This window comes from Caecibacter sp. AF58-12pH5A (assembly GCF_027681725.1).
Taxonomy (GTDB): domain Bacteria; phylum Bacillota; class Negativicutes; order Veillonellales; family Megasphaeraceae; genus Megasphaera; species Megasphaera hominis.
Genome location: NZ_JAQDBC010000003.1, coordinates 1 through 21379, shown reverse-complemented (window position 1 = coordinate 21379; position 21379 = coordinate 1). Strand labels below are relative to the sequence as shown.

General features: G+C 51.5%; 15 protein-coding genes. 10 read left to right on the top strand and 5 right to left on the bottom strand.

The window, feature by feature from the left end; genetic code table 11:
* Nucleotides 1-185 precede the first annotated feature (185 nt).
* Nucleotides 186-3698 carry a pyruvate:ferredoxin (flavodoxin) oxidoreductase gene (gene nifJ, locus PGX44_RS02355; protein WP_498854105.1) on the top strand — a complete coding sequence of 1171 codons (3513 nt, stop codon included), beginning with the start codon at nucleotides 186-188 and terminating at the stop codon, nucleotides 3696-3698.
* A 597-nt stretch (nucleotides 3699-4295) separates the two neighbouring features.
* Here nifJ and PGX44_RS02350 read toward each other — a convergent pair.
* Nucleotides 4296-6374 carry an OPT family oligopeptide transporter gene (locus tag PGX44_RS02350; RefSeq protein ID WP_498854104.1) on the bottom strand — a complete coding sequence of 693 codons (2079 nt, stop codon included), beginning with the start codon at nucleotides 6372-6374 and terminating at the stop codon, nucleotides 4296-4298.
* Between the two features lie 256 nt (nucleotides 6375-6630).
* Here PGX44_RS02350 and pepD point away from each other — a divergent pair, with 256 nt between their 5' ends.
* Nucleotides 6631-8085 (top strand): beta-Ala-His dipeptidase, encoded by a 1455-nt coding sequence (gene pepD / locus PGX44_RS02345; RefSeq protein ID WP_498854103.1) that lies wholly within the window; start codon nucleotides 6631-6633, stop codon nucleotides 8083-8085.
* A gap of 62 nt (nucleotides 8086-8147) precedes the next feature.
* Here the strand turns inward: pepD and PGX44_RS02340 are convergent, their stop codons facing one another.
* Both PGX44_RS02340 and PGX44_RS02335 read right to left on the bottom strand, forming a co-directional pair.
* Nucleotides 8148-8759, bottom strand: coding sequence for a hypothetical protein (locus PGX44_RS02340; RefSeq protein WP_186503947.1), 612 nt, complete (start codon nucleotides 8757-8759; stop codon nucleotides 8148-8150).
* A gap of 65 nt (nucleotides 8760-8824) precedes the next feature.
* Nucleotides 8825-9400 carry a xanthine phosphoribosyltransferase gene (locus PGX44_RS02335; protein ID WP_186503949.1) on the bottom strand — a complete coding sequence of 192 codons (576 nt, stop codon included), beginning with the start codon at nucleotides 9398-9400 and terminating at the stop codon, nucleotides 8825-8827.
* A 211-nt stretch (nucleotides 9401-9611) separates the two neighbouring features.
* Here PGX44_RS02335 and PGX44_RS02330 point away from each other — a divergent pair, with 211 nt between their 5' ends.
* From PGX44_RS02330 to rpsR, 4 genes are all read left to right on the top strand, one after another.
* On the top strand, nucleotides 9612-13355 hold the full coding sequence (locus tag PGX44_RS02330; protein WP_498854102.1) for a phosphoribosylformylglycinamidine synthase: 3744 nt from the start codon (nucleotides 9612-9614) through the stop codon (nucleotides 13353-13355).
* Between the two features lie 149 nt (nucleotides 13356-13504).
* Nucleotides 13505-13789 carry a 30S ribosomal protein S6 gene (rpsF, locus tag PGX44_RS02325; RefSeq protein WP_186503951.1) on the top strand — a complete coding sequence of 95 codons (285 nt, stop codon included), beginning with the start codon at nucleotides 13505-13507 and terminating at the stop codon, nucleotides 13787-13789.
* 17 nt (nucleotides 13790-13806) lie between these two features.
* Nucleotides 13807-14268, top strand: a complete 462-nt coding sequence (locus tag PGX44_RS02320; RefSeq protein ID WP_498854101.1) for a single-stranded DNA-binding protein — start codon at nucleotides 13807-13809, stop codon at nucleotides 14266-14268.
* 44 nt (nucleotides 14269-14312) lie between these two features.
* Nucleotides 14313-14543, top strand: coding sequence for a 30S ribosomal protein S18 (rpsR, locus tag PGX44_RS02315; protein ID WP_186503955.1), 231 nt, complete (start codon nucleotides 14313-14315; stop codon nucleotides 14541-14543).
* Nucleotides 14544-14564: 21 nt separating this feature from the next.
* Here the strand turns inward: rpsR and PGX44_RS02310 are convergent, their stop codons facing one another.
* A complete protein-coding gene (locus PGX44_RS02310; protein ID WP_186503957.1) occupies nucleotides 14565-15542 on the bottom strand; it encodes a diacylglycerol/lipid kinase family protein in 978 nt (325 codons plus the stop codon).
* 195 nt (nucleotides 15543-15737) lie between these two features.
* Here PGX44_RS02310 and PGX44_RS02305 point away from each other — a divergent pair, with 195 nt between their 5' ends.
* On the top strand, nucleotides 15738-17351 hold the full coding sequence (locus tag PGX44_RS02305) for a gamma-glutamyltransferase family protein (protein WP_498854100.1): 1614 nt from the start codon (nucleotides 15738-15740) through the stop codon (nucleotides 17349-17351).
* Nucleotides 17352-17354: 3 nt separating this feature from the next.
* Here the strand turns inward: PGX44_RS02305 and PGX44_RS02300 are convergent, their stop codons facing one another.
* Nucleotides 17355-18377: a 1-aminocyclopropane-1-carboxylate deaminase/D-cysteine desulfhydrase gene (locus tag PGX44_RS02300; protein ID WP_498854099.1), complete on the bottom strand. Its 1023-nt coding sequence runs from the start codon at nucleotides 18375-18377 to the stop codon at nucleotides 17355-17357.
* A gap of 306 nt (nucleotides 18378-18683) precedes the next feature.
* On the opposite strand from PGX44_RS02300, the gene PGX44_RS02295 reads away from it, so the two are divergent.
* Genes PGX44_RS02295 through PGX44_RS02285 form a run of 3 tightly spaced genes read left to right on the top strand, consistent with a single transcriptional unit; the run spans nucleotide 18684 to nucleotide 20959 of the window.
* Nucleotides 18684-18968 carry a UxaA family hydrolase gene (locus PGX44_RS02295; RefSeq protein WP_186503961.1) on the top strand — a complete coding sequence of 95 codons (285 nt, stop codon included), beginning with the start codon at nucleotides 18684-18686 and terminating at the stop codon, nucleotides 18966-18968.
* Nucleotides 18969-18983: 15 nt separating this feature from the next.
* Nucleotides 18984-20144, top strand: coding sequence for a UxaA family hydrolase (locus PGX44_RS02290; protein WP_186503963.1), 1161 nt, complete (start codon nucleotides 18984-18986; stop codon nucleotides 20142-20144).
* Between the two features lie 53 nt (nucleotides 20145-20197).
* Nucleotides 20198-20959 carry an HpcH/HpaI aldolase family protein gene (locus tag PGX44_RS02285; protein WP_186503965.1) on the top strand — a complete coding sequence of 254 codons (762 nt, stop codon included), beginning with the start codon at nucleotides 20198-20200 and terminating at the stop codon, nucleotides 20957-20959.
* Nucleotides 20960-21379: the final 420 nt, after the last annotated feature.

Here is a 21379-nt window from a genome sequence, read left to right as displayed (position 1 = left end):
TAGGCGACAAAAGCGATATATAAGGCTTTTGTCGCCTTTATTAAATTTACATTAGAAATAATATTTAACAAAATGATTTAAAACTCCTTGTGAAAAAATAATCTTTAGCATACAATAAAAGTATCAATGAGTGGTACATATAGTATGCTCAAACGCTTATAAATTACAGGAGAGGTGAATTGATTATGTCAGAAAAAGTTTTTAAAACAATGGATGGGAACGAAGCGGCTGCGTACATATCGTATGCTTTTACGGAAATTGCTTCTATCTTCCCGATTACCCCGTCGTCGCCAATGGCTGAACACGTAGATGAATGGGCTGCACACGGACGGAAAAACCTGTTTGGCACGACCGTACAGGTACAGGAAATGCAGTCTGAAAAAGGTGCTGCCGGTGCGATGCACGGTGCCTTGAACGCCGGTGCCCTGACGACGACCTTCACATCGTCGCAAGGCATGATGATCATGCTTTCGAACATGTTCAAAATTTCCAGCGAATTACTGCCGGGCGTATTCCAGGTTGCTTCCCGTACGGTTGCTACGAACGGGTATACCATTTTTGCCGGTCATGACGACGCTATGGCCATGCGTGGTACGGGCATCAGCATGATGTCTGAAGCCAGTGTCCAGGAAGTCATGGACCTGTCTGCTGTTGTTCATGCCACAGCTATTTCCTGCCGCATTCCTATTCTGAACTTCTTTGATGGTTTCCGTACATCGCATGAAATTCAGAAGATTGAAGTCATTCCTTATGATGAACTGCGGCCAATGCTCGACATGGATGCCGTTCAGGCCTTCCGCGACCGCGGCATGAATCCGGATAATCCGGAAGCTATTTCCTTCTGCGAACCGGCTGAAACCTTCATGCAGCATCGTGAATCGCTGAATAAATTCTATGACCGTGTACCGGATGTAGCCGAAGACTACATGAAGAAGATCAGTGAAATTACAGGCCGCGAATACCACTTGTTTAACTATACCGGCGCTCCTGATGCTGAATACGTTCTCGTAGCCATGGGTTCGGGCGCACAGACCATTGAAGAAACAGTCAAGCTGCTCGTTTCTAAGGGCGAAAAGGTCGGCTGTATCAATGTTCACATGTTCCGTCCGTGGTCGGAAAAACATTTCATTGCCGCCCTGCCGAAGACAGTCAAGAAGATTGCCGTTTTGGACCGCACGAAAGAAACCGGCGCCAATGGCGAACCGCTCTATCATAGTGTAGCCGCTACCTATGCCTGTGCCGATAACGCACCGAAGGTATATCATGGCCGTTATGGTATTGCTTCGAAGGAATTCCTGCCGGGCGACGTCGTAGCTGCCTTTGAAAACCTGAAAGCAGATAAACCGAAAAATGACGTTACTCTCAGTATTGTCGATGATGTTACGTATAAATCCCTGCCGCGTGTACCGGGTATCGAAACGGGCGGCGAAGGCCTGAAAGCCTGCAAATTCTGGGGCTTCGGTTCTGATGGTACAGTAGGTGCCAATAAGAGCGCTATCAAGATTATCGGCGATAATACCGATATGTATGCCCAGGCATACTTTGCCTATGACTCCAAGAAGTCCGGCGGCGTTACTGTATCCCACCTGCGTTTTGGCAACACGCCGATCAAGATGCCGTATCTGATCAACAGCGCTGATTTCATCGCCTGCCATCGTCAGTCCTACGTCCATGGCTTCGATCTCCTGCGCGGTATTAAGAAGGGTGGTACATTCCTTCTGAATACGGTTTGGAAACCGGAAGAACTGGATGCTAAATTACCGGCCCGCTTAAAACGCTCGATTGCCCAAAACGACGTAGATTTCTATATTATCGACGCCGTCGGTATTGCACAGGATCTGGGCCTCGGCGGCCGTATCAATATGATCATGCAGTCGGCCTTCTTCAAACTGTCCGAAGTTATTCCTCTTGATCTGGCTATTGATAAACTGAAAGAATCGGTCGTACATTCCTATGGCAAGAAAGGCCAGAAGATCGTCGACATGAACAATGCCGCCATCGATAAGGGCCTCGAAGCTATCGTTAAAATCGACGTTCCCGCTGCCTGGGCAGATGCACAGGATGAACCGGTTGATCTTTCGCACCATACGCAGTTCTTTAGAGATTTTGCTATTCCTGTCAATGCCCTGGAAGGCGATGACCTGCCGGTTAGTGCATACAATGGATTTGAAGATGGCCGTTGGCCGACCGGTACGTGTGCAGAAGAAAAACGTGGCGTTGCCATGTTCGTACCGAGCTGGGATGCTGAAAAATGTATCGGTTGTAACCAGTGCTCCTTCGTATGTCCGCATGCAGCTATCCGTCCGTTCCTGATGACAGAAGCTGAAGCCGCCGCTGCACCGGAAGGCTATCAGGATAAAGAAATCAAAGCGGCACCTGGCTATAAGTTCAATATCGTCGTTTCCGTCATGGACTGCCTGGGCTGCGGCAGCTGTACACATGTCTGCCCAAAAGAAGCTCTGACTATGACGCCGTTCGACGACGAAGAATACAAAGCAGCTCTCTGGGATTATGTCATTGCCCTGCCGGCCAAGAAGAACCCCATGGACAAGAACACGGTTATTGGCAGCCAGTTCGAACAGCCGCTGCTTGAATTCTCCGGCGCTTGCGCAGGTTGTGCTGAAACACCGTATTGTAAAGTCGTTACGCAGCTCTTTGGCGATCGCATGATGGTAGCCAATGCGCATGGTTGCTCCAGTGTTTGGGGCGGCAGTGCACCGGACTGCGGTTACACGAAGAACAGTCAGGGTCACGGCCCGGCTTGGTCTACATCCCTCTTCGAAGACAATGCAGAATATGGCTTCGGTATGTTCCTGGCTGAAAAAGCAGAACGCAACCTCCTCGAAAAATACATTGACGACGCTATGGATGTCGCCAGCCCGAAACTCCAGGAAGCTTTCAAAGACTGGAAAGAACATAAGATGGAAGGCGACGGCTCCCGCGAACGTTCGGATACCATCATTGCTCTGTTAGAAGCAGAAAAAGCCGGCAAACCGGAACTGGAACAGGTTTATAACCTGAAGAAGTTCCTCGTTAAACGCAGCCAGTGGATCTTCGGCGGCGACGGCTGGGCTTACGATATCGGCTATGGCGGTTTGGATCACGTCCTGGCTCAGGGCGAAGACGTCAACGTCCTCGTATTCGATACAGAAGTATACTCCAATACGGGCGGTCAGTCCTCTAAAGCTACGCCGACGGCTGCTGTTGCCAAGTTCGCCGCTTCCGGTAAGAAGACGAAGAAGAAGGATTTGGGCATGATGGAAGCTACCTATGGTTACGTCTATGTTGCTCAGGTTGCTATGGGCGCCGATAAGAACCAGTTCATGAAAGCCCTGAAAGAAGCCGAAGCATACAACGGCCCGTCCTTGATCATCGGCTATGCACCGTGCATCAACCATGGCCTGAAGATTGGTCAGGGCCAGAGCATGCTCGAAGAAAAACGTGCCGTAGAATGCGGGTACTGGCATCTGTGGAGATATAATCCGGATCTGAAGAAACAGGGTAAGAATCCGTTTATCCTCGATTCGAAGGAACCGAAGGCTAACTTCCGTGAATTCCTCATGGGCGAAACACGGTACTCTTCGCTGAAACGGACCTTCCCGGATACGGCAGAAGCCCTCTTCGAAAAGACCGAAGAAGATGCAAAAGAACGGTACGAAGGCTATGTACGCATGGCTCACGCCTACGATGCAAAATAGCATAAAAGAAGATATCATGAGCCGCAAGGCCGATTGATATATACTCTTGCATTTATAAGCACAAACACCTCCAGAACCTGGTTCTGGAGGTGTTTGTAGTTTAGCACGATCTTACGGCAGGGAAGATACGTGTACGCCTCTGCCAGCAGGACTATCATTCAGGCATGCCGTAAGGCAGGCAGCCTGTCTGAAACGCACGTGCTGCGGGTGCACAGGCATAGATACGGCGGCGTAATGGGCGGAGTCCCGGCTGCCTGAGTCTCATGGGGAGCGTGTTTTTGCCCCGCCAGGAGAACCTGGCCTTCCGCATCTCAGGTAGTGGCGACAGGTTCTCCTTTCTGCTGCCTATAGGGAAAGAATATTGCCGCTTGCTTTCACTATAGGACAAAATATTGTGCAGCCAGTTGTCGTTTCGCTTAGGATTCAGGCTGGCTGTCATGCGGCAGGATACCTTTTTCCTGGCGGTTAAAATTTTTTGGCTGGAGTAAACACATAATTATACAAGAAAAACAGGCACTAAATCCTTTAATTTAGTGCCTGTTTTGGTGATTTTTAATGAAATTTTAATCTTCCACTCATTTTTATTTATCTGAGTTCCTATTTTTCCGGTGTAAACTTCGTAATGATAATGTGACGGATAAAGAGGAACATCGTGCCGACGAAGGCCAGGAGACCAATCACGTCGGCGATGGATTCGAAGTCTTTACCGACCAAAGCCAGCGGGTTTTCGCTGCCGCCGGAAGTAACGGAAACGACGATGATCAAAGCGATGATAACGCCGACGAGGCTTTCGCCAACGATCAGGCCGGAAGCGAGGAGTACGCCGCGATGATTACAAGCTTCAACGTCTTCTTCTACATGGTCAGGGCTGCGGCGTTCTGCACGCTGACGCAGATGACGGTGAACGAGCCAGCCCATAACAGAGCCGATAACCAGGGGAATTTCCAGTGTTGGCGGCAGATAAATACCCATGCCGACAGCCAGAGGCGGTAAGGCCAGAGCCGTTGTATGGCTCGTAAGAAGGGCGTCGATGATGATGACGACGACGCCAATGCCGATACCGAAGAGAATATAATTCCAGTCCAGGCTGGAAGAGAAGATGCCCTGGGCGATGGTTGTCATCAAGGTTGCCTGCGGGGCAGCCAGTGCCTGAGACGGATCCATGCCGGCGCGGGGCAGGGCGCCTGTGAAACCATAGGCCTGATAGAGGAGGTTCAGTACCGGTGCGATAGCAAAGGCACCGATGACGGAACCGAGGATCAAAGCGACCTGCTGTTTCCACGGTGTAGCACCGACGATATAGCCTGTTTTTAAATCCTGCAGGTTATCATTGGAAATAGCAGCGATGCTGACGATAACGGCGGTGATGAAGATCGCCAGAGCTGTGGCAAATTCAGTGCCGCCGGGCAAAGAAAAGACGCCAAAGGACGTGCTGAGAGCCAGGACAACCAGGGACGAAACGATGATGCCCAAGATACCGATCCCGGAAATCGGGCTGGCCGAGGTGCCGATTAAGCCGGCCATGTAACCACAGGCTGCAGCTACGAAGAAGCCCATGAGTACGGCGACGAGAATGCCGACGACGATGTACGTAATGGTAACCGACAAGGGCAGGTTAGCGGCGCTGACAAAGGTGTAGAACGTAACGAACAGGCCGGCCAGGATGATCAGGAAAACGATGCCGACGGATTTCGGGGACATATCAATATCCGTATGGTGGAGAGCCTGTTTTTCTTCCGTATCGTTGGAACGGATGGCGGCGATGGACATTTTAATGCCATCGACAACCGGTTTTGCCAGCTTGATCAGTGTCCAAATGGCGGCAATACCGATACAGCCGGCACCGATAAAGCGAACCTTTTGTGCCCAGATCATATGCGCAAAGGCGGCGGCACTCTGGCCATCAGCCGGGGAAATAACCGACGTCAGGTAGGGGACAAAGACGACCCAGGCCAAGAGCGTACCACACAGGATGGCAATACCGCTGGTAATACCGATGAGGTAACCGGCACCGAGAAGAGCCATGGAAAAGCCCATCGGAATCTGGGTAACGGCTTTGCCGATATGAATCCAGTGGCTGACTTCAGACGAAGCGATGTGCAGGCCGTTGGAGCAAAAGCTGAAAATACCGGCCAGGACTGTACCAAAAACGATGTCTTTCATGCCCGTTTCCTTTTTGGACGTATCTTCGCCTTCTGCTTCTTCTTTACGAATTTCGCTGCCGACTTTTAAGATTTCTGCAGCTGCCCGGCCTTCAGGGTACGGCAGGTCGCTGTTGACGACCATTGCCCGGCGTAAGGGAATCGTAAACAGTACGCCTAAAGAACCGCCACAGGCACATAAGAGCAGGGTTTGCCAGAACGGAAATCCCTGCCAGTACCCGATCATGAGCAAACCTGGCAGAATAAAGATAATGGCTGACAAGGTGCCAGCAGCGGAAGCCTGCGTTTGAACCATGTTATTTTCCAAAATATTGGAATTCTTGAACATACGCAGGATGGCCATTGAGATGACTGCGGCCGGAATGGACGAGGAGAACGTCAAACCGACTTTCAGACCCAGATACACGTTGGATGCCGTAAAAATGACCGTGATCAGCATGCCTAGGAACATGCCGCGGAAGGTCAATTCCGGTAGTGTCGGGTATGTGGCAGTCAGATTAGAGGATTTTTTCATAATCAGACCTCCCTAAAATAAAAAATTCCGGTACGATATGTCTACGCACCATAGATTTGTTACCATTCACAGTATACTCTATTTTTTCCTTTTCGTCATATATGACATTAATATAGGGTATGATGATTATATTCACTTTAAACTTATTTTTTTATGCAGTATAGACTGTAAGACAAGTGATACGGCCTAATGCCAGTTAAAAGAATACGTGTTATAATAAAAAACAGAAAATCGTCTAGACGAAGGAGGTTTTTCCATGGAAAACAAAGCAATTATAGAAGGGGTATTACAGGAATTTGCCGGATTGGCAAAGCATCCCCGCAAATCGTATCATGAAAAAGCGGTCAGTGATTATATCGTCAGCCGTTTGGCCGCCTTAGGCATTACGGCCAAGCAGGATGGCGTCTATAATGTCATTGCCGATATTCCGGCAACACCGGGTTATGAAGCAGCTCCCGTGACGATGCTTCAGGGCCATATGGATATGGTCTGTGTAGCAAAACCGGATCGTACCTATGATCCCCTTACGGATGAAATCGTCCTCAAACGGGATGGCAATATCTTGTCGGCCGATGGTACCAGCCTGGGCGCTGACGACGGCATGGCCATTGCCATTTCCCTCTTCCTCATCCAGCAGCCCATCGTTCATGGGCCCCTGCGCCTGGTCTTCACGGTCGATGAAGAAGTGAGCATGACCGGTGCCACCCATCTCGATCCGGCGCATGTACAGGATGTACGCTACATCATCAACATCGACTCCGAATCAATCGAAGCCCTGTGTGTCGCTTCGGCCGGCAGCTCCCACGCTACCTTTACGCGTCAGCTGTCGCGGCAGAAGGCAGACGGCCAGGCTGCCCTTGTGCTGAAAGCGGCGGGCTTCATTGGCGGTCATTCCGGCGAAACGATCAACGAAGGCAAGAGCAATGCTATTAAAGCGATTGCTATCGGCTTACAGCGTCTCGCCCAGGCAGGCATTGCCTATACCCTTGCTGCCTTTGACGGCGGCGATGCAGCCAATGCCATTCCGTCCCACGCCCAGGCTGTCATCGTCCTTCCTGCAGACCAGGTAGAAAAGGCACAGGACATATTGGCTGCAGGCGCTGCTGATCACAAACTGGTCTATACGGATATTGAGACGTCGATTTCCTTAACGGCAGAACCGGCAGCCTTTCCGGAACAGACCGTTTCTCCGGCTGATACGAAAGCTATCGTACAGCTTCTGAACCTGCTCCATACAGGTGTCTTTGCCATGAACCGTCATTTACATGAATTGCCGGACCTGTCTGCCAATATCGGCACCATTCAGTTGGCCGACGATATGGTAACGATTCAGTATTTCCCCCGTTCCTCTTCGGACGCGCGGCTGCGGGAATTCTTCGTTTCCCTGCCGGTCTTTGCTGACGTTACGGGCTTTGATTTTGCCGCTACGGCGCCGTCTCCGGCCTGGGTCGAAAATACACACAGCGTCCTCACACCGGCTATGGCCAAGGTCTACGAACAGGAACTGGGACATGCACCGCGTGTAGAAGCGATCCACGGCGGTTTGGAAACGGGCTATTTCTTCGCCATGAATCCCGATCTCGATATCGTTTCCGTCGGCCCGACGACCAACGCCATCCACAGTGCCGATGAATCGGTAGATCTCGATACGGTGGCTGATATTACAAAAGTCATTGCCGGCACGCTGGCCGTATTGGCAACAGAAAAATAAGCGCCTCTTACAGGCACTAAAAAAGCGTTTGGGATCAGTCCCAAACGCTTTTTAGCATGTAGTTAAAATAAATATTTTGTATCATAGCTCAAGTCCATGTACTGGGCAATGGTTTCGTCGTCAAAACCGTATTCCTCCGGTTTATTAAACCAATGGGCTACACGGAGCTGCATTTTTTTTGCCGCCGGCATGGGCTCTTCGTATTCAATGCGCAGCTGCCGCGCTTCGTCCGACCGGTCGGCTACGTGTACGAAAAGGCCTTCGTAAAAGGTTAGCTCATAGACCTTGCGAAACGCATGGGGAATCTGAAAGCCAAAGGGAACGAAGAACTTCTGAATGAAGCCGTGGGCAATCAGAATCGATCCCGTATAGGGGATTTCATGTTCCAGATCATAGCGCAGGTCGCCAGCAGGGGAATGGAAGGCCGTAGGCATGACGCCGTCAATGGCCGGTGCCGGGCGTCCGTTGTTGTTGGTGAAGAGCTTGTGCAGGGCCAGCTTCTTTTCGTCTGTAACGCCGAAAATACAGGCGTAACCGCGCAGACATGATTCATCGTAAATGACCGGGTGCAGGCCATACTTCTCAATCTTGAAAAGCTCGTCCACGTGCTCTATGGCGACGATGCTGTATTTGTATTCGGAAAAATCGAAACCATCAAAAAATTGGGATCTCATAGTAAAACTCCTGAGGGTTACAAAGAAGGCAGGCAGTTATTATTATATGTATTATACCCGTACTATTACTCTTTAAAGACCGGTTTGTTATCGCGGAATTCAGCAATGCGGGCCAGCGATTCTACGCGATAGCCCAAGGCTTCCAAACGGCTGCGGCCGGGCTGGAAGGATTTTTCGATGACAATGCCAATACCGGCGAGAGAACAGCCTGCCTGGGTAATGATATCTACGAGACCGACAGCAGCGGCACCGCTGGCCAGAAAGTCATCGATAATCAGCACGCGTTCGCCGGCGTGCAGGTAGGATTTGCTGATACTGGCCACATACGTTTCTTCCTTTGTATACGAATAGATCGAAGCGGTATACACGGCGTCCTGCATGAGCAGGGACTTCTTTTTACGGGCAAAGACGACGGGCAGGTTGCCCATGGCCAGGGATGCAGCCAAGGCGATGGCAATACCTGAAGATTCAATCGTCACGATCCGGTCAATAGGGCAGTCTGCAAAGCGCTTGGCAAATTCGCGGCCCATGTTGAGTACAAGTGCAGGATCAATTTGTTGATTCAGGAAATTATCAACCTTCAGAATGCGGTTGTCGATGATTAAACCATCCTGCAATATACGGTTTTTCAGTTCTTCCATGGGGATCCTCCTAATAATTAATACTTTCAGTCTAATACGTTTTATGCATGAAGTCAACTTTCTTTTTTTACCGGATTTTTTCTTTTATACTTATTGTTATAGCGCCTGTTCTTGCGGTTTACAGGTAATTTTTCGTTTACTTCTGCAGGTAAAACAGGTATACTAAAATTGTATGACTGTTAATTATCTGTCTTTTAAGGAGGTTCATTGAATGCAACCCATTCGCCGTTTGTATGTTGCTAAAAAGGATCCGTTTGCCCAGGACGCACAACGGATGCTCAATGATTTGAAGAAAAACCTGCTTATTTCCGGTCTGACCGATATTAAGATTTTTCATCGGTATGACGTAGGTGGTCTGGATGATGCCGCTTTCGAAGCAGCTAAAAATATGATTTTCTCTGAACCCCCTGTCGATGCCGTATATGATGAGTTGCCGGCCCGTGCAGATGACACGGTACTGGCCATTGAATACCTGCCCGGCCAGTATGACCAGCGTGCCGATTCGGCCATGCAGTGCCTGCAGATGCTGACCATGGCTAACGACAGTGCGGTCCGTACGGCTCAGGTCATCGTCCTTTCGGGCACCTTATCCGCAGCGGACCTGCAGGCTATCAAACATTACTGCATCAACCCTGTAGAAGCACGGGAAGCATCGCTTGATCCGGTAACCAGCCTGGACCTGGACTGGGAACAGCCGGACGACGTAGCTGTTCTGACGGATTTCAACAGTGCCAGCGATCAGGACCTGCGCGATCTCTCGGCCCGCATGGGCCTGGCCATGAGCTTTGACGACCTGAAGTTCTGCCAGACCTACTTCCGGGATGAAGAAAAACGCAACCCGACGGTAACGGAAATCCGCGTAATCGATACGTACTGGTCCGATCATTGCCGCCACACGACCTTCATGACCGAACTGACAGATGTGACCTTCGAAGATGGAACGTATACCCTGCCTATCCAGCGGGCCTATGAAGCCTATAAGACAACGCGGGCAGCGCTGCAGCGTAAAAAGCCACAGACCCTCATGGATATGGCTACTATTGCCGTAAAAGAATTAAAAGCAGCAGGCAGGCTGGAAAATCTTGACGCATCGGAAGAAATCAATGCGTGCACGATTATCATTCCCGTCGATGTAGACGGCAAAGAAGAAGAATGGCTCCTTCTCTTTAAGAACGAAACCCATAACCACCCGACAGAAATCGAACCCTTTGGTGGTGCCGCTACCTGCTTAGGCGGCTGTATCCGCGACCCCTTGAGCGGCCGTTCTTACGTCTATCAGGCCATGCGCGTTACCGGTGCCGGTGATCCGCGCCAGTCCGTACAGGACACGCTGCCTGGCAAGCTGCCGCAGCGCACGCTGACTACAGGGGCTGCCAAGGGCTACAGCTCCTATGGTAACCAGATCGGCCTGGCTACAGGTGAAGTCAAAGAATACTATCATCCGGGTTTCATTGCCAAGCGTATGGAAATCGGCGCCGTCCTCGGCGCAGCACCGCGCTGCAATGTCATTCGTGAAGCTCCCGTAGCGGGCGATATCATCATCCTCTTGGGCGGTAAAACCGGCCGCGACGGCATGGGTGGTGCTACGGGCTCTTCCAAGAAGCACACCGTATCATCCTTGGAAACGTGTGGCGCAGAAGTACAGAAGGGCAATGCCCTGACGGAACGGAAAATCCAGCGCCTCTTCCGCCGCCATGAAGTCACGGTGCTCATTAAACGCTGCAACGATTTCGGTGCCGGCGGTGTTTCCGTCGCCATTGGCGAATTGACAGACGGCCTCAACATCGACCTCGATAAGGTACCGAAGAAATACGAAGGCCTGGATGGCACAGAACTGGCCATTTCCGAATCGCAGGAACGCATGGCTGTCGTCGTCGCACCGGAACACGTGGACGAATTCATGAAATACGCAGCCGAGGAAAACCTGGAAGCTACCATCGTTGCCGTAGCAACGGATACGAAACGGCTGATTATGCATTGGCGCAATCAGACCGTCGTCAACCTGACACGGGCTTTCCTCGATACGAACGGTGTGACACAGCAGCGCAAGGCTGTCGTTACAGCACCGGAAAATAAAGATTTCTTCAAGGCCCCGGCCGTGACCGACCTGAAAGAAACGTGGCTCCACACCATGAGCACTCTCAATATTGCCTCTGAACAGGGCCTGGCCGAACGCTTTGACAGCACCATCGGCTCGCGGACCGTCCTCATGCCCTTTGGCGGCAAATACCAGAAGACACCTGTAGAAGGCATGGTTGCCAAGATTCCCGTACCGGGCAGCAAGACGACGACGGCCAGCATCTTTACGCACGGCTACGATCCGGATCTCGCCGTTTGGAGCCCCTTCCACGGCGCTCTCTACGCGGTCATCCAGTCTGTCGCTAAATTAGTAGCTCTCGGCGGCGACCGCCGTCAGGCTTACCTGACGTTACAGGAATTCTTCCAGAGCCTGGGCACAAATGAAAAAGCCTGGGGCCAGCCGGTCAGCGCCCTCCTCGGCGCCTATGTGGCACAAAAGGAATTGCAGATTGCCGCTATTGGCGGTAAAGACAGCATGAGCGGTACCTTTGAAAACCTGACCGTACCGCCGACACTCGTTTCCTTTGCCATCGTACCGGAAAAGACAAATCACATCGTTTCGCCGGAATTTAAGACGGCCGGCGATGCTGTCGTTCTCTTTGATCTGCCCCGGAATACGGAAGATATGCCTGATTTCGACGTCTTCCGCAGCCATTGCGACTTCCTCCACGCAGCAGTATTGCATGGCAAAGTAAAAGCTATGCACGCTGTGGGACGGGGCGGTATGGGTGCAGCTCTGGCACAGATGGCCTTTGGTAACCGCCTGGGCTTTGCTGTGGCAGACGACGTGACGGCACAGGAACTCTTCGACCTGCGCTATGGTGCTATTCTTGCTGAAACAGATGCGGCTACGGCAGCCCTCTGGGCAGAGGCAGAAAACGTACGCTTTATCGGTACCGTAACGGCAGAAGAAACGATCCGGGCCGCCTCTGTCACCCTTTCCCTCGCTGACCTGCAGGCCGCCTGGGAAGAACCACTCAATAAGATTTTCCCCATTAAGAGCGAAAGCGCGGCAGACGACCCGGCCCTGCCCCTTTATACGACGTACGGCCCCAAACGGGCTACGTCCTTTGGCCAGCCGCACGTCTTTATCCCGGTTTGCCCGGGCACGAACTGCGAATACGATTCGGCAGCTGCCTTTGAACGGGCCGGGGCTACAGCAGAAATCATGGTCCTGCGCAATGAAACGCCGCAGGCGCTGGCCGAATCTATCGCTGAAATGGCCAAGCGCATTGCCAAGGCTCAGATCATCATGTTCCCCGGCGGCTTCAGTGCCGGTGACGAACCGGAAGGCTCGGGCAAGTTTATTGCTACCCTCTTCCGCAGCCCGGCCCTGCGCGATGCCTTAAATGACCTCCTGTACCAGCGCGATGGCCTGGCTCTCGGTGTTTGCAACGGCTTCCAGGCCTTGATCAAACTGGGCCTTCTGCCGTACGGCCAGATTCAGCCTTTGCGTCCGGACAGCCCGACCTTGACGTACAATACGATTGGCCGTCACCTGTCGCGTATGGTCAATACGAAGGTCGTTTCCGTCATGAGCCCGTGGTTCAGCAATATGAAAGCCGGCGACGTCCACACCATTGCCATTTCCCACGGCGAAGGCCGTTTCGTTGCCACACCGGAACAGATCCGTGAACTGGCTGCCAAAGGCCAGATCGCCACGCAGTACGTCGATCTCAGCGGCAATGCGTCGAACGACAGCGAATACAACCCGAACCAGTCCATCATGGCTGTCGAAGGTATTACCAGCCCGGATGGCCGTGTTCTCGGTAAGATGGCTCATACAGAACGTTTCAGCAACAGCGATATTTTCGAAAATATCAGCGGCAATAAATTACAGCCCCTCTTTGCTGCCGGCGTAGCCTATTTTAAATAAGTTTCTCAGGGACCGTGCGGCAAGGGATTTTCTCATAAAGTCCCTTGCCAGGCAGGTCTTGCTGTGATATAATTAATGAGCTTGATTTTTTAAGCATACCCTTGCCCTTTTGAGAAGAAGGGCCATAGTCCAGAAGAGGAGGTGATTTCGTGAATAAGTACGAAGTCATGTTTATCGCACAGCCGCTCGAAGAAGCGGAAGTAGATCCGATCGCTGAATTTGTCAGCAACCTGATCACGAAAAACGGCGGCAAAATTGAAAAGGTTGATCGCTGGGGCAAACGCCACTTAGCCTACCCGGTAAAGAAACAGGCCGACGGCTACTATGTATTGATTAACTTTGATGCTGAAGCTGATGTCATCAAAGAAATCGACCGTGTTATGAAGATCCAGGAACCTATCCTGAAACACTTAATTATTAAGATCGAAGAATAATACGGAGGCGCAGAGGTATGAATTCAGTACAATTATTAGGTAATTTGGCTCGTGATCCTGAAATCCGTTTTACGAAAACTGGCCGTGCTATGGCCAGATTCACCGTAGCGTGCACCAATACCTACATTCCGTATGGTGCTCAGGAACCGCGGGAAATAACTGATTTTGTTCCTTGTGTTGCATGGGGAAATTTGGCAGAAACCTGTGGCAATAACCTGGCCAAAGGCAGCCGTGTTTTCGTAGAAGGCCGTTATTCTACGCGTTCGTATGAAACGCCAGACGGCCAGAAACGGTACGTAACGGAAGTCGTAGCCAATTTTGTAGCACAGACAATGGGTTCGGAACACCAGGGCAATGGCCCTGAGGCACCGTCGTATGGCGCACCGCAGGCAGGCGCGCAGCAGCCGAAGGCAGCTGCACCGGGAGCTGGCTTTGACAGCATGGGCTCCAGCGCTCCCGATGACGATATCCCGTTCTAAAGTCAAACACATCCCTTATTACATTTTAATAAGGAGGATATACAATGAGAAGAGATCGCTCGAGAAAACCGAGAAGAAAAGTATGCAGCTTCTGCGTAGATCATGCTGAACAGATCGATTACAAAGACGTTGCAAAGCTCCGCCGTTTCACGACGGAACGTGGTAAAATTTTGCCGCGCCGCATTTCCGGTGTTTGCGCAAAACATCAGCGTAAGCTGACCATCGCCATCAAACGTGCCAGAGCTATTGCTTTGCTTCCGTATACGGCAGACTAATCAAATAAAAATACCGCACGATTATTCGTGCGGTATTTTTTTTATGATTTTTTTTGGACTAGGCAAATGGGGCTTGCCATAGGGAAGGAAGTTCATGGCGTGGTGGGGCTGGGAGGGGACGCATACGTTGAGAAAGGACGGAATGACCTCGATATCGAGAGGAAAATCCGGACCCTGGTCACCATCCATATTCGTTGTCAGACTGCCTTCTACTAAGGTAATATTTACGTGCGTCGCCGTAGTGAGGCTCATGTATTCCGAACTGAGCGGCGTGCCGGCCATAAATTCCGGTATGGCCCGCAACAGATCGAGATAGGTAAAATCCTTGAAAATTCCAAGCCAAAGCTTGCCGTCGTCTACCTGGGCTGCCGGGGCAATATTGCGGAAACTGCCGACTGAATCGGTCAGCATGAGGACAATCAAGGGCGAGCGGTAAATATAAACGCCGTTATCGCTCTCTATTTTGAAGAGGTACGTTTCGTGATTTTGTAAGGCCTTTAAGCCTGTGAGAAAATATGCCAGCGGACCGAGGCGTGTTTTCTGCTCGATGGAAACGGCACCTACAGCTTCTGGCATGAAGCCGGCGGCAATGGTGTTGACAAAGTAATGGTCGTTGACGCGGCCAATATCGACCTTCTGGTAATGAGGCTTCTTTAAGCCGGCAATAGCTGCCTCCGGGTGCAAGGGCATGTGCAGGGCCCGGCCCAAATCATTGACTGTACCCAAAGGAACGAAACCGAAGGTGAGGGACGTGCGCCCAGCCTGGGCCAGACCGTTTACCGTTTCGTTCAGCGTGCCGTCACCGCCCATGCAAAAGACGGCGTCGTAGCCTGTGAGAGAGGCTTCGCGGGCCCAGTCGGTGGCATCCCCGGGGCCGTTGGTAATACGCATTTCTACTTCGTCGTACATGGTATCCAACTGGTCTTTCAAAGGCTGTTTATAATATTTGGCGCGTTCACGGCCTGCTGTCGGGTTAACAATTAACAAACACCGACTCATGAAAATTCCCCCTTTACTACGTTGCTGCAGGCATGATCTGCATAAAAAACTTAGACTGTACCATTATAGACGCAAAGCAGCGAGCAGGGAAGAGGCTGCCTGCGTTTTTTTTGCGTTGCCTGGCCAGGCCTGCTGACCGGCCTTGGAGAATGTGGTAAGATAAACCTATACTAAGAGACGAAAGGATGTGTTTTTATGACCTTGTCTTTTGATTCACAGCAGTATCCCTATCCGTCGCGGCGGGAAGTCGTCTATAGCCGGCGCGGTATGGTGTGTACGTCCCAAACTCTGGCAGCCCAGGCCGGCCTGGACATGCTCAAGCGCGGTGGCAATGCCATCGATGCCGCACTGGCGACGGCGATCGCCCTGACGGTTTTGGAACCGACGAGTAACGGCTTGGGCAGTGATGCCTTCGCCTTAGTCTGGACGGGTGGCAAGCTCTACGGCCTGAACGGCAGCGGCTGGTCACCGGAAAGACTGACGTGGGAAGCCTTACAGGCCCGGGGCCTGAAGGAAATGCCCTTGCGCGGCTGGACGCCCGTTATGGTACCGGGGGCGCCGGCAGCCTGGGCGGAGCTGCATAGCCGTTTTGGCAGGCTGCCCTTTGCCGACCTCTTTGAACCGGCGATTGCCTATGCAGCAGAGGGTTATGCCGTCATGCCCAATCTGGCGTGCATGTTTGCCGAAGGAGAGACGAGTTTTGCTCCCTATCGCACAGAAGAAGCGTTTCAAGGGCTTTTTTCCACCTTTTATCCCCAAGGAAGGGCCCTCAAAGCCGGACAGATCCTGAAGCTGCCGGATCATGCCCGCTCCCTGCGTTTGCTCGCCCAGAGCCGGTGCCGTGATTTTTATGAAGGCGAAATGGCTGAGGCTATGGACGCATGGGCAAAAAAGACGGGCGGCTATCTGCGCCTGGCTGACCTAAAGGAATATAAGCCCCAGTGGGTGGAACCGATCCATACGTCCTACCGTGGCTACGATGTTTGGGAAATACCGCCTAACGGCCACGGACTCGTCGTCCTCATGGCACTCAACATAGCCCGGGGACTGGACTTTGCACAGCGCGATTCCGTAGAGACCTTCCACCGGCAAATCGAAGCCATGAAGCTGGCTTTTGTAGACGGTAAGGAATATATTGCCGACCCGCGCTTTATGCAGACCTCTGTAGAGTACTGGCTCTCTGAGGCGTATGCTGCCAAACGGCGCAGCGAAATAGGCCAGGCTGCCCTGCGGCCAAAGCCGGTCGATCCCAATTGTGGCGGTACGGTGTATCTCTGCACGGCCGACGGGGAAGGCAATATGGTTTCGTACATACAGAGCAACTACACGGGCTTTGGCTCCGGCATTGTCATTCCCGGCTATGGCATTGCCTTGAGCGACCGGGGCCATAACTTTACCTTGAATCCGCACAGTGATAACTGCGTCGGACCGCGGAAAAAATCGTATCATACGATCATTCCGGGCTTTTTATCCCAAAACGGACAGGCCATTGGCCCCTTTGGCGTCATGGGCGCGTTCATGCAGCCTCAAGGACAGCTGCAGGTGCTCATGAATACGCTTGATTTCCATCTGAATCCCCAGGCTGCCTTGGACGCACCGCGCTGGCAGTGGCTGGGCGGCCGGCGCATTGAGGTCGAACCGGGTGTGCCCGCTGCCATTGTCGAAGGACTGAAAGCCCGGGGCCACGAAGTGACTATTCAGCCTGACCCCATTCCCTTTGGCCGGGGCCAGATCATTTGGCGCAACGACGAAGGCACCCTCATGGGCGCCACAGAGCCGCGGGCCGATGGTACCGTAGCCGCCTGGTAACCATTAAAGGAGCGTAATTTGACTGGCTACTTCTTTGGCCAGCTCTTCCCGGTGTTCCTTCGTATAGAGACCGGGCAGGCCGCCTGTGTGGAGGAGAATAACCGGGTTCAGCATCTTGATTTTCCGTTCCCTGATCATGTCGAGGACGGCGGCAAACATCTTGCCTGTATAGCAGGGATCGAGAAGCAGCCCTTCCTGGCGGGCCATAGTGTAAATCGCCTGGCGCACGGCGGCATCCGGTTCATTGTAGCCGGCCCGGACATAGCCCGTTTCGATATGCATGTCGCTGTCGTCAAAATCGAACCCGTACAGGTCCTTTACTTCCTGGAAATACGCGGCCAGCCGTTCTTTTTCCTTCTTTTCAAAGGGCAGGACGGCAATGCCCGTCAGCTTTAGTGTCGATTTGATGGCCTTTAAGCCGCAATAGAGGCCCATAAAGGTACCCATGCTGCCAACGGCCGTGTAGACCGTAGCCCGGCCCAGATGGGCGGCCTTGGCCTGGGCATCGAGTTCGGCAGCACAGTCAAAATAACCGAGCATGCCTAAGGCGTTGCTGCCGCCATAGGGGATATAATATACCGTTTCCCCTTTCTTTTCTTCTTCCTGCGTGACCTGTTCGACGGCCTCTGCCAGTTGTACGTCTGCATCCCGGCCGTCGTCCTGTTTGATGATGACACGGGCACCGAAGATGCCGTCGAGGAGCAAATTGGCGCTTACTTCGCCCGGGTCGGCACCGAGGCAGATGATGATGCAGTGCAAGCCGAACTTGGCTGCTGCAGCGGCTGTCAGGCGGGCGTGGTTGGACTGTACGCCACCGACGGTAATGATCGTCGTCGCTTCGCTGACCTGGGCTTCGCCAATTAGGTATTCCAGCTTGCGCAGCTTATTGCCACCGCCGCCGAGGGGCGTCAGATCGTCCCGCTTGATATACATTTCACGTAGTACCGTTTGTGATAAACCGGGTAAATATTGTAACGGCGTAGGCGTCGTCTGGAGCAGCGTAATTTTAGGAACATTGATGAGCATGATAGGCCTCCTTGTGGGGTATCTGTTTTCCTTGTATTGTATCATAAAACCCATTATTATGGGAATTATCGGGCGTAATGAGCATCTCCTAAGGATGTCTTTTTCTCATGAAAAAGATAAGAATTGGGGTTTGACATTTTAGTATGGTAATCCTATAATGAAAAAGTAAAGGTTGTATATACACAATAGGTCTTATATGCAAACGGATATGGGAAAAAACGTAATTTTATATGTATTTTCCCTTAGATTGTGTCTGATTGCACTATATAAAATTACTTAATGTACAGAAAGAGAGGTCTCATAGCTATGATTAATGCCATGATCATCGACGGCAAAGACAACGTTGCTGTTGTTATCGAACCGGTAAAGAAAGGTGATACCGTTTCTTACGTCGATATGGACAAGAAGACAGTCACATTCACAGCCATTGAAGATGTTCAGATTTACCACAAGATCGCAATTAAAGATATTCCTGCAGATGAACCGGTTGTCAAATATGGCGAACACATTGGCCATGCTGCCCGTGAAATCAAGCAGGGTGAACACGTACATGAACACAACGTCAAAGCTGTACGTGAAAATTTAGGCTAAGAGGAGGAACTGACAATGAACTTTTGGGGATATAAACGTCCGGATGGACGCGTAGGTGTACGTAATTACGTTTTGATCCTGCCGGCTAGCGTTTGCGCTTCCGATACGACGAGAATCATTGCTTCGCAGGTTAACGGAGCTGTAACTTTCAATAACCAGAACGGCTGCTCCCAGGTACCGCCTGATCAGCAGCTGACTATGGACGTCGAAGCAGGCTACGCTGCTAACCCGAACGTATACGGCACGGTTGTCGTATCGCTGGGCTGCGAAAACTGTCAGATGGACCTGGTTGTAAAAGCCATTCAGGAACGGACAAACAAACCGCTGAAACAGGTTATCATCCAGGAAGAAGGCGGCACGCTGAAAGCCATCGACAAAGCCGTCCGTTATGCCAAAGAAATGGTACAGGAAGCCAGCATGATGCGCCGTGAAGAATGCGACATGAGCAAACTGATCGTCGGCACCGAATGCGGTGGTTCCGACCCGACTTCCGGCCTGGCTGCCAACCCGACCATCGGTGAACTGAGCGATCGCCTCGTAGACCTGGGCGCTACGTCCATCTTGAGCGAAACGACAGAATTCATCGGTGCCGAACACATTCTGGCCCGCCGTGGTAAAAACGAAGAAGTCAAGAAACAGATCCTCGGTATCGTACACCGCTATGAAGACGCACTGCGCCTGGTCGGTGAAGAAGTCCGCGAAGGCAACCCGAGCCCGGGTAACAAAGCCGGCGGTCTGACGACACTGGAAGAAAAATCCTTGGGCTGCATCCATAAGGGCGGCCATCGTACGATCGAAGCCGTCTATGACTATGGCAAACAGATCGATACGACCGGTTTGGTTATCATGGATACCCCGGGGAACGACCCGTCCTCCGTTGCCGGCATGGTAGCCGGTGGCTGCCAGGTAGTCGTCTTCTCCACAGGCCGTGGTACACCGACAGGCAATCCGCTCGTTCCGGTTATTAAGATCACTGGCAACAAACTGACCTTCAAAAACATGGAAGACAACATCGACTACGACGCCAGCCCGGTTATTTACGGCAAGAAGACCTTGGGCGAACAGGGCGACGAACTCCTGGCTATGACCATGGAAGTTGTCAACGGCAAACAGTCGAAGGCTGAATCCCTGGGCTATACGGAAATGGCCATTGCCCGTGTTTGCAATTACACCTAATAGGTTGTAGCGCTAAAGACGGTATGTGACTTTTTTTCGGGAGGTTTTTTCACATGAGTATTTTTAAAGAACGTTTGAAAAAAGGTGAAAAGTTATTTGGGCCTTTCATCAATATGAATTACCCTGCCGTTGCTGAAGTAGCCGGCATGGCTGGCTTTGACTTCTGCATCATCGATAACGAACATGGCGAAATTCCTGTAGAAAGTACGCTGAACATGATCAGAGCGTGCAAACTGGCTAACATTCCGTCCATCGTCCGTGTCTATGAAGGCAATCCGGAACTGATCGACAAAGCACTGGATCTCGGCGCCGACGGCGTACAGATTCCTAACATTGGCTCCAAGGAAGCAGCTGAAATCGCTGTCAGCGCAGCAAAATTCGCTCCCTTCGGCAGCCGTGGCTGCAACCGCTATGTCCGTGCCGGTAAATATGGCTCTATCGATAAAGCTGATTTCTTCGGTAAAGCCAACGATGAAACGGCAGTAATCCTCCAGGTAGAAGGCCAAGATGGCGTACAGGCATTGCCGGATATCCTGCAGGTAAAAGGCTTCGATGTCCTCTTTGTAGGACCGTATGACCTTTCTGCCTCCTTGGGTATTCCGGGCCAGGTAAATCATCCGAAGGTTATCGCCCAGATGGAAGAAATCATGCGTCAGGCCAAAGAAGTAGGCGTAGCTGTTGGCTTCTTCTGCGATGACGTAGCTACGGCCGTAGAATGGAAGAACCGTGGCGTTCAGTACGTTTCCTTCTCTTCCGACATTGGCCAGCTCTACGAACGCTTTAAAGAAGCTGCTGATGGCTTTGCCAAAGGCTGAGTATAATCAGATATAGGTAATGACCTGTTTATAAGTGCAAAGGACCTGCCGGCCCTTTGCACTTATTTTCACATAATATACCGTTGCAGTGCAGATTCGTGACAAAAAGCGCCGCCTGTATTATAATTGAATAGCAAAACAAAGTGTTTAATCATGCGTTTTTTACATGGAGAATTCTTGTGCTTTGCTATTTTTTAAAGTACCCTGGGAAAAACGGGTAAATGTATTGACGCTCGCCCAGGAAGCACGTATAATTAACGTGTAATTCGTATATACGACACCATTCACATATATGAATAATACGTGTCGTTATCGTAAGTTTGTGAAAATAAGTACGTCATAAAAGGAGTAGATGTTAATCATGATGACAGGGAAAGAATACAAGGAAAGCCTGAAGAAACGCAATATCGTCGTTTATCT

Excerpts from the sequence above, each read along its gene's own strand:
- PGX44_RS02350 (WP_498854104.1), bottom strand. The coding sequence starts at position 6,374 with ATGAAAAAATCCTCTAATCTGACTGCCACATACCCGACACTACCGGAA.
- PGX44_RS02310 (WP_186503957.1), bottom strand. The coding sequence starts at position 15,542 with ATGAGTCGGTGTTTGTTAATTGTTAACCCGACAGCAGGCCGTGAACGC.
- PGX44_RS02305 (WP_498854100.1), top strand. The coding sequence starts at position 15,738 with ATGACCTTGTCTTTTGATTCACAGCAGTATCCCTATCCGTCGCGGCGG.
- PGX44_RS02300 (WP_498854099.1), bottom strand. The coding sequence starts at position 18,377 with ATGCTCATCAATGTTCCTAAAATTACGCTGCTCCAGACGACGCCTACG.
- rpsR (WP_186503955.1), top strand. The coding sequence starts at position 14,313 with ATGAGAAGAGATCGCTCGAGAAAACCGAGAAGAAAAGTATGCAGCTTC.
- PGX44_RS02335 (WP_186503949.1), bottom strand. The coding sequence starts at position 9,400 with ATGGAAGAACTGAAAAACCGTATATTGCAGGATGGTTTAATCATCGAC.
- pepD (WP_498854103.1), top strand. The coding sequence starts at position 6,631 with ATGGAAAACAAAGCAATTATAGAAGGGGTATTACAGGAATTTGCCGGA.
- PGX44_RS02320 (WP_498854101.1), top strand. The coding sequence starts at position 13,807 with ATGAATTCAGTACAATTATTAGGTAATTTGGCTCGTGATCCTGAAATC.
- PGX44_RS02290 (WP_186503963.1), top strand. The coding sequence starts at position 18,984 with ATGAACTTTTGGGGATATAAACGTCCGGATGGACGCGTAGGTGTACGT.
- PGX44_RS02295 (WP_186503961.1), top strand. The coding sequence starts at position 18,684 with ATGATTAATGCCATGATCATCGACGGCAAAGACAACGTTGCTGTTGTT.
- nifJ (WP_498854105.1), top strand. The coding sequence starts at position 186 with ATGTCAGAAAAAGTTTTTAAAACAATGGATGGGAACGAAGCGGCTGCG.
- PGX44_RS02330 (WP_498854102.1), top strand. The coding sequence starts at position 9,612 with ATGCAACCCATTCGCCGTTTGTATGTTGCTAAAAAGGATCCGTTTGCC.
- PGX44_RS02340 (WP_186503947.1), bottom strand. The coding sequence starts at position 8,759 with ATGAGATCCCAATTTTTTGATGGTTTCGATTTTTCCGAATACAAATAC.
- PGX44_RS02285 (WP_186503965.1), top strand. The coding sequence starts at position 20,198 with ATGAGTATTTTTAAAGAACGTTTGAAAAAAGGTGAAAAGTTATTTGGG.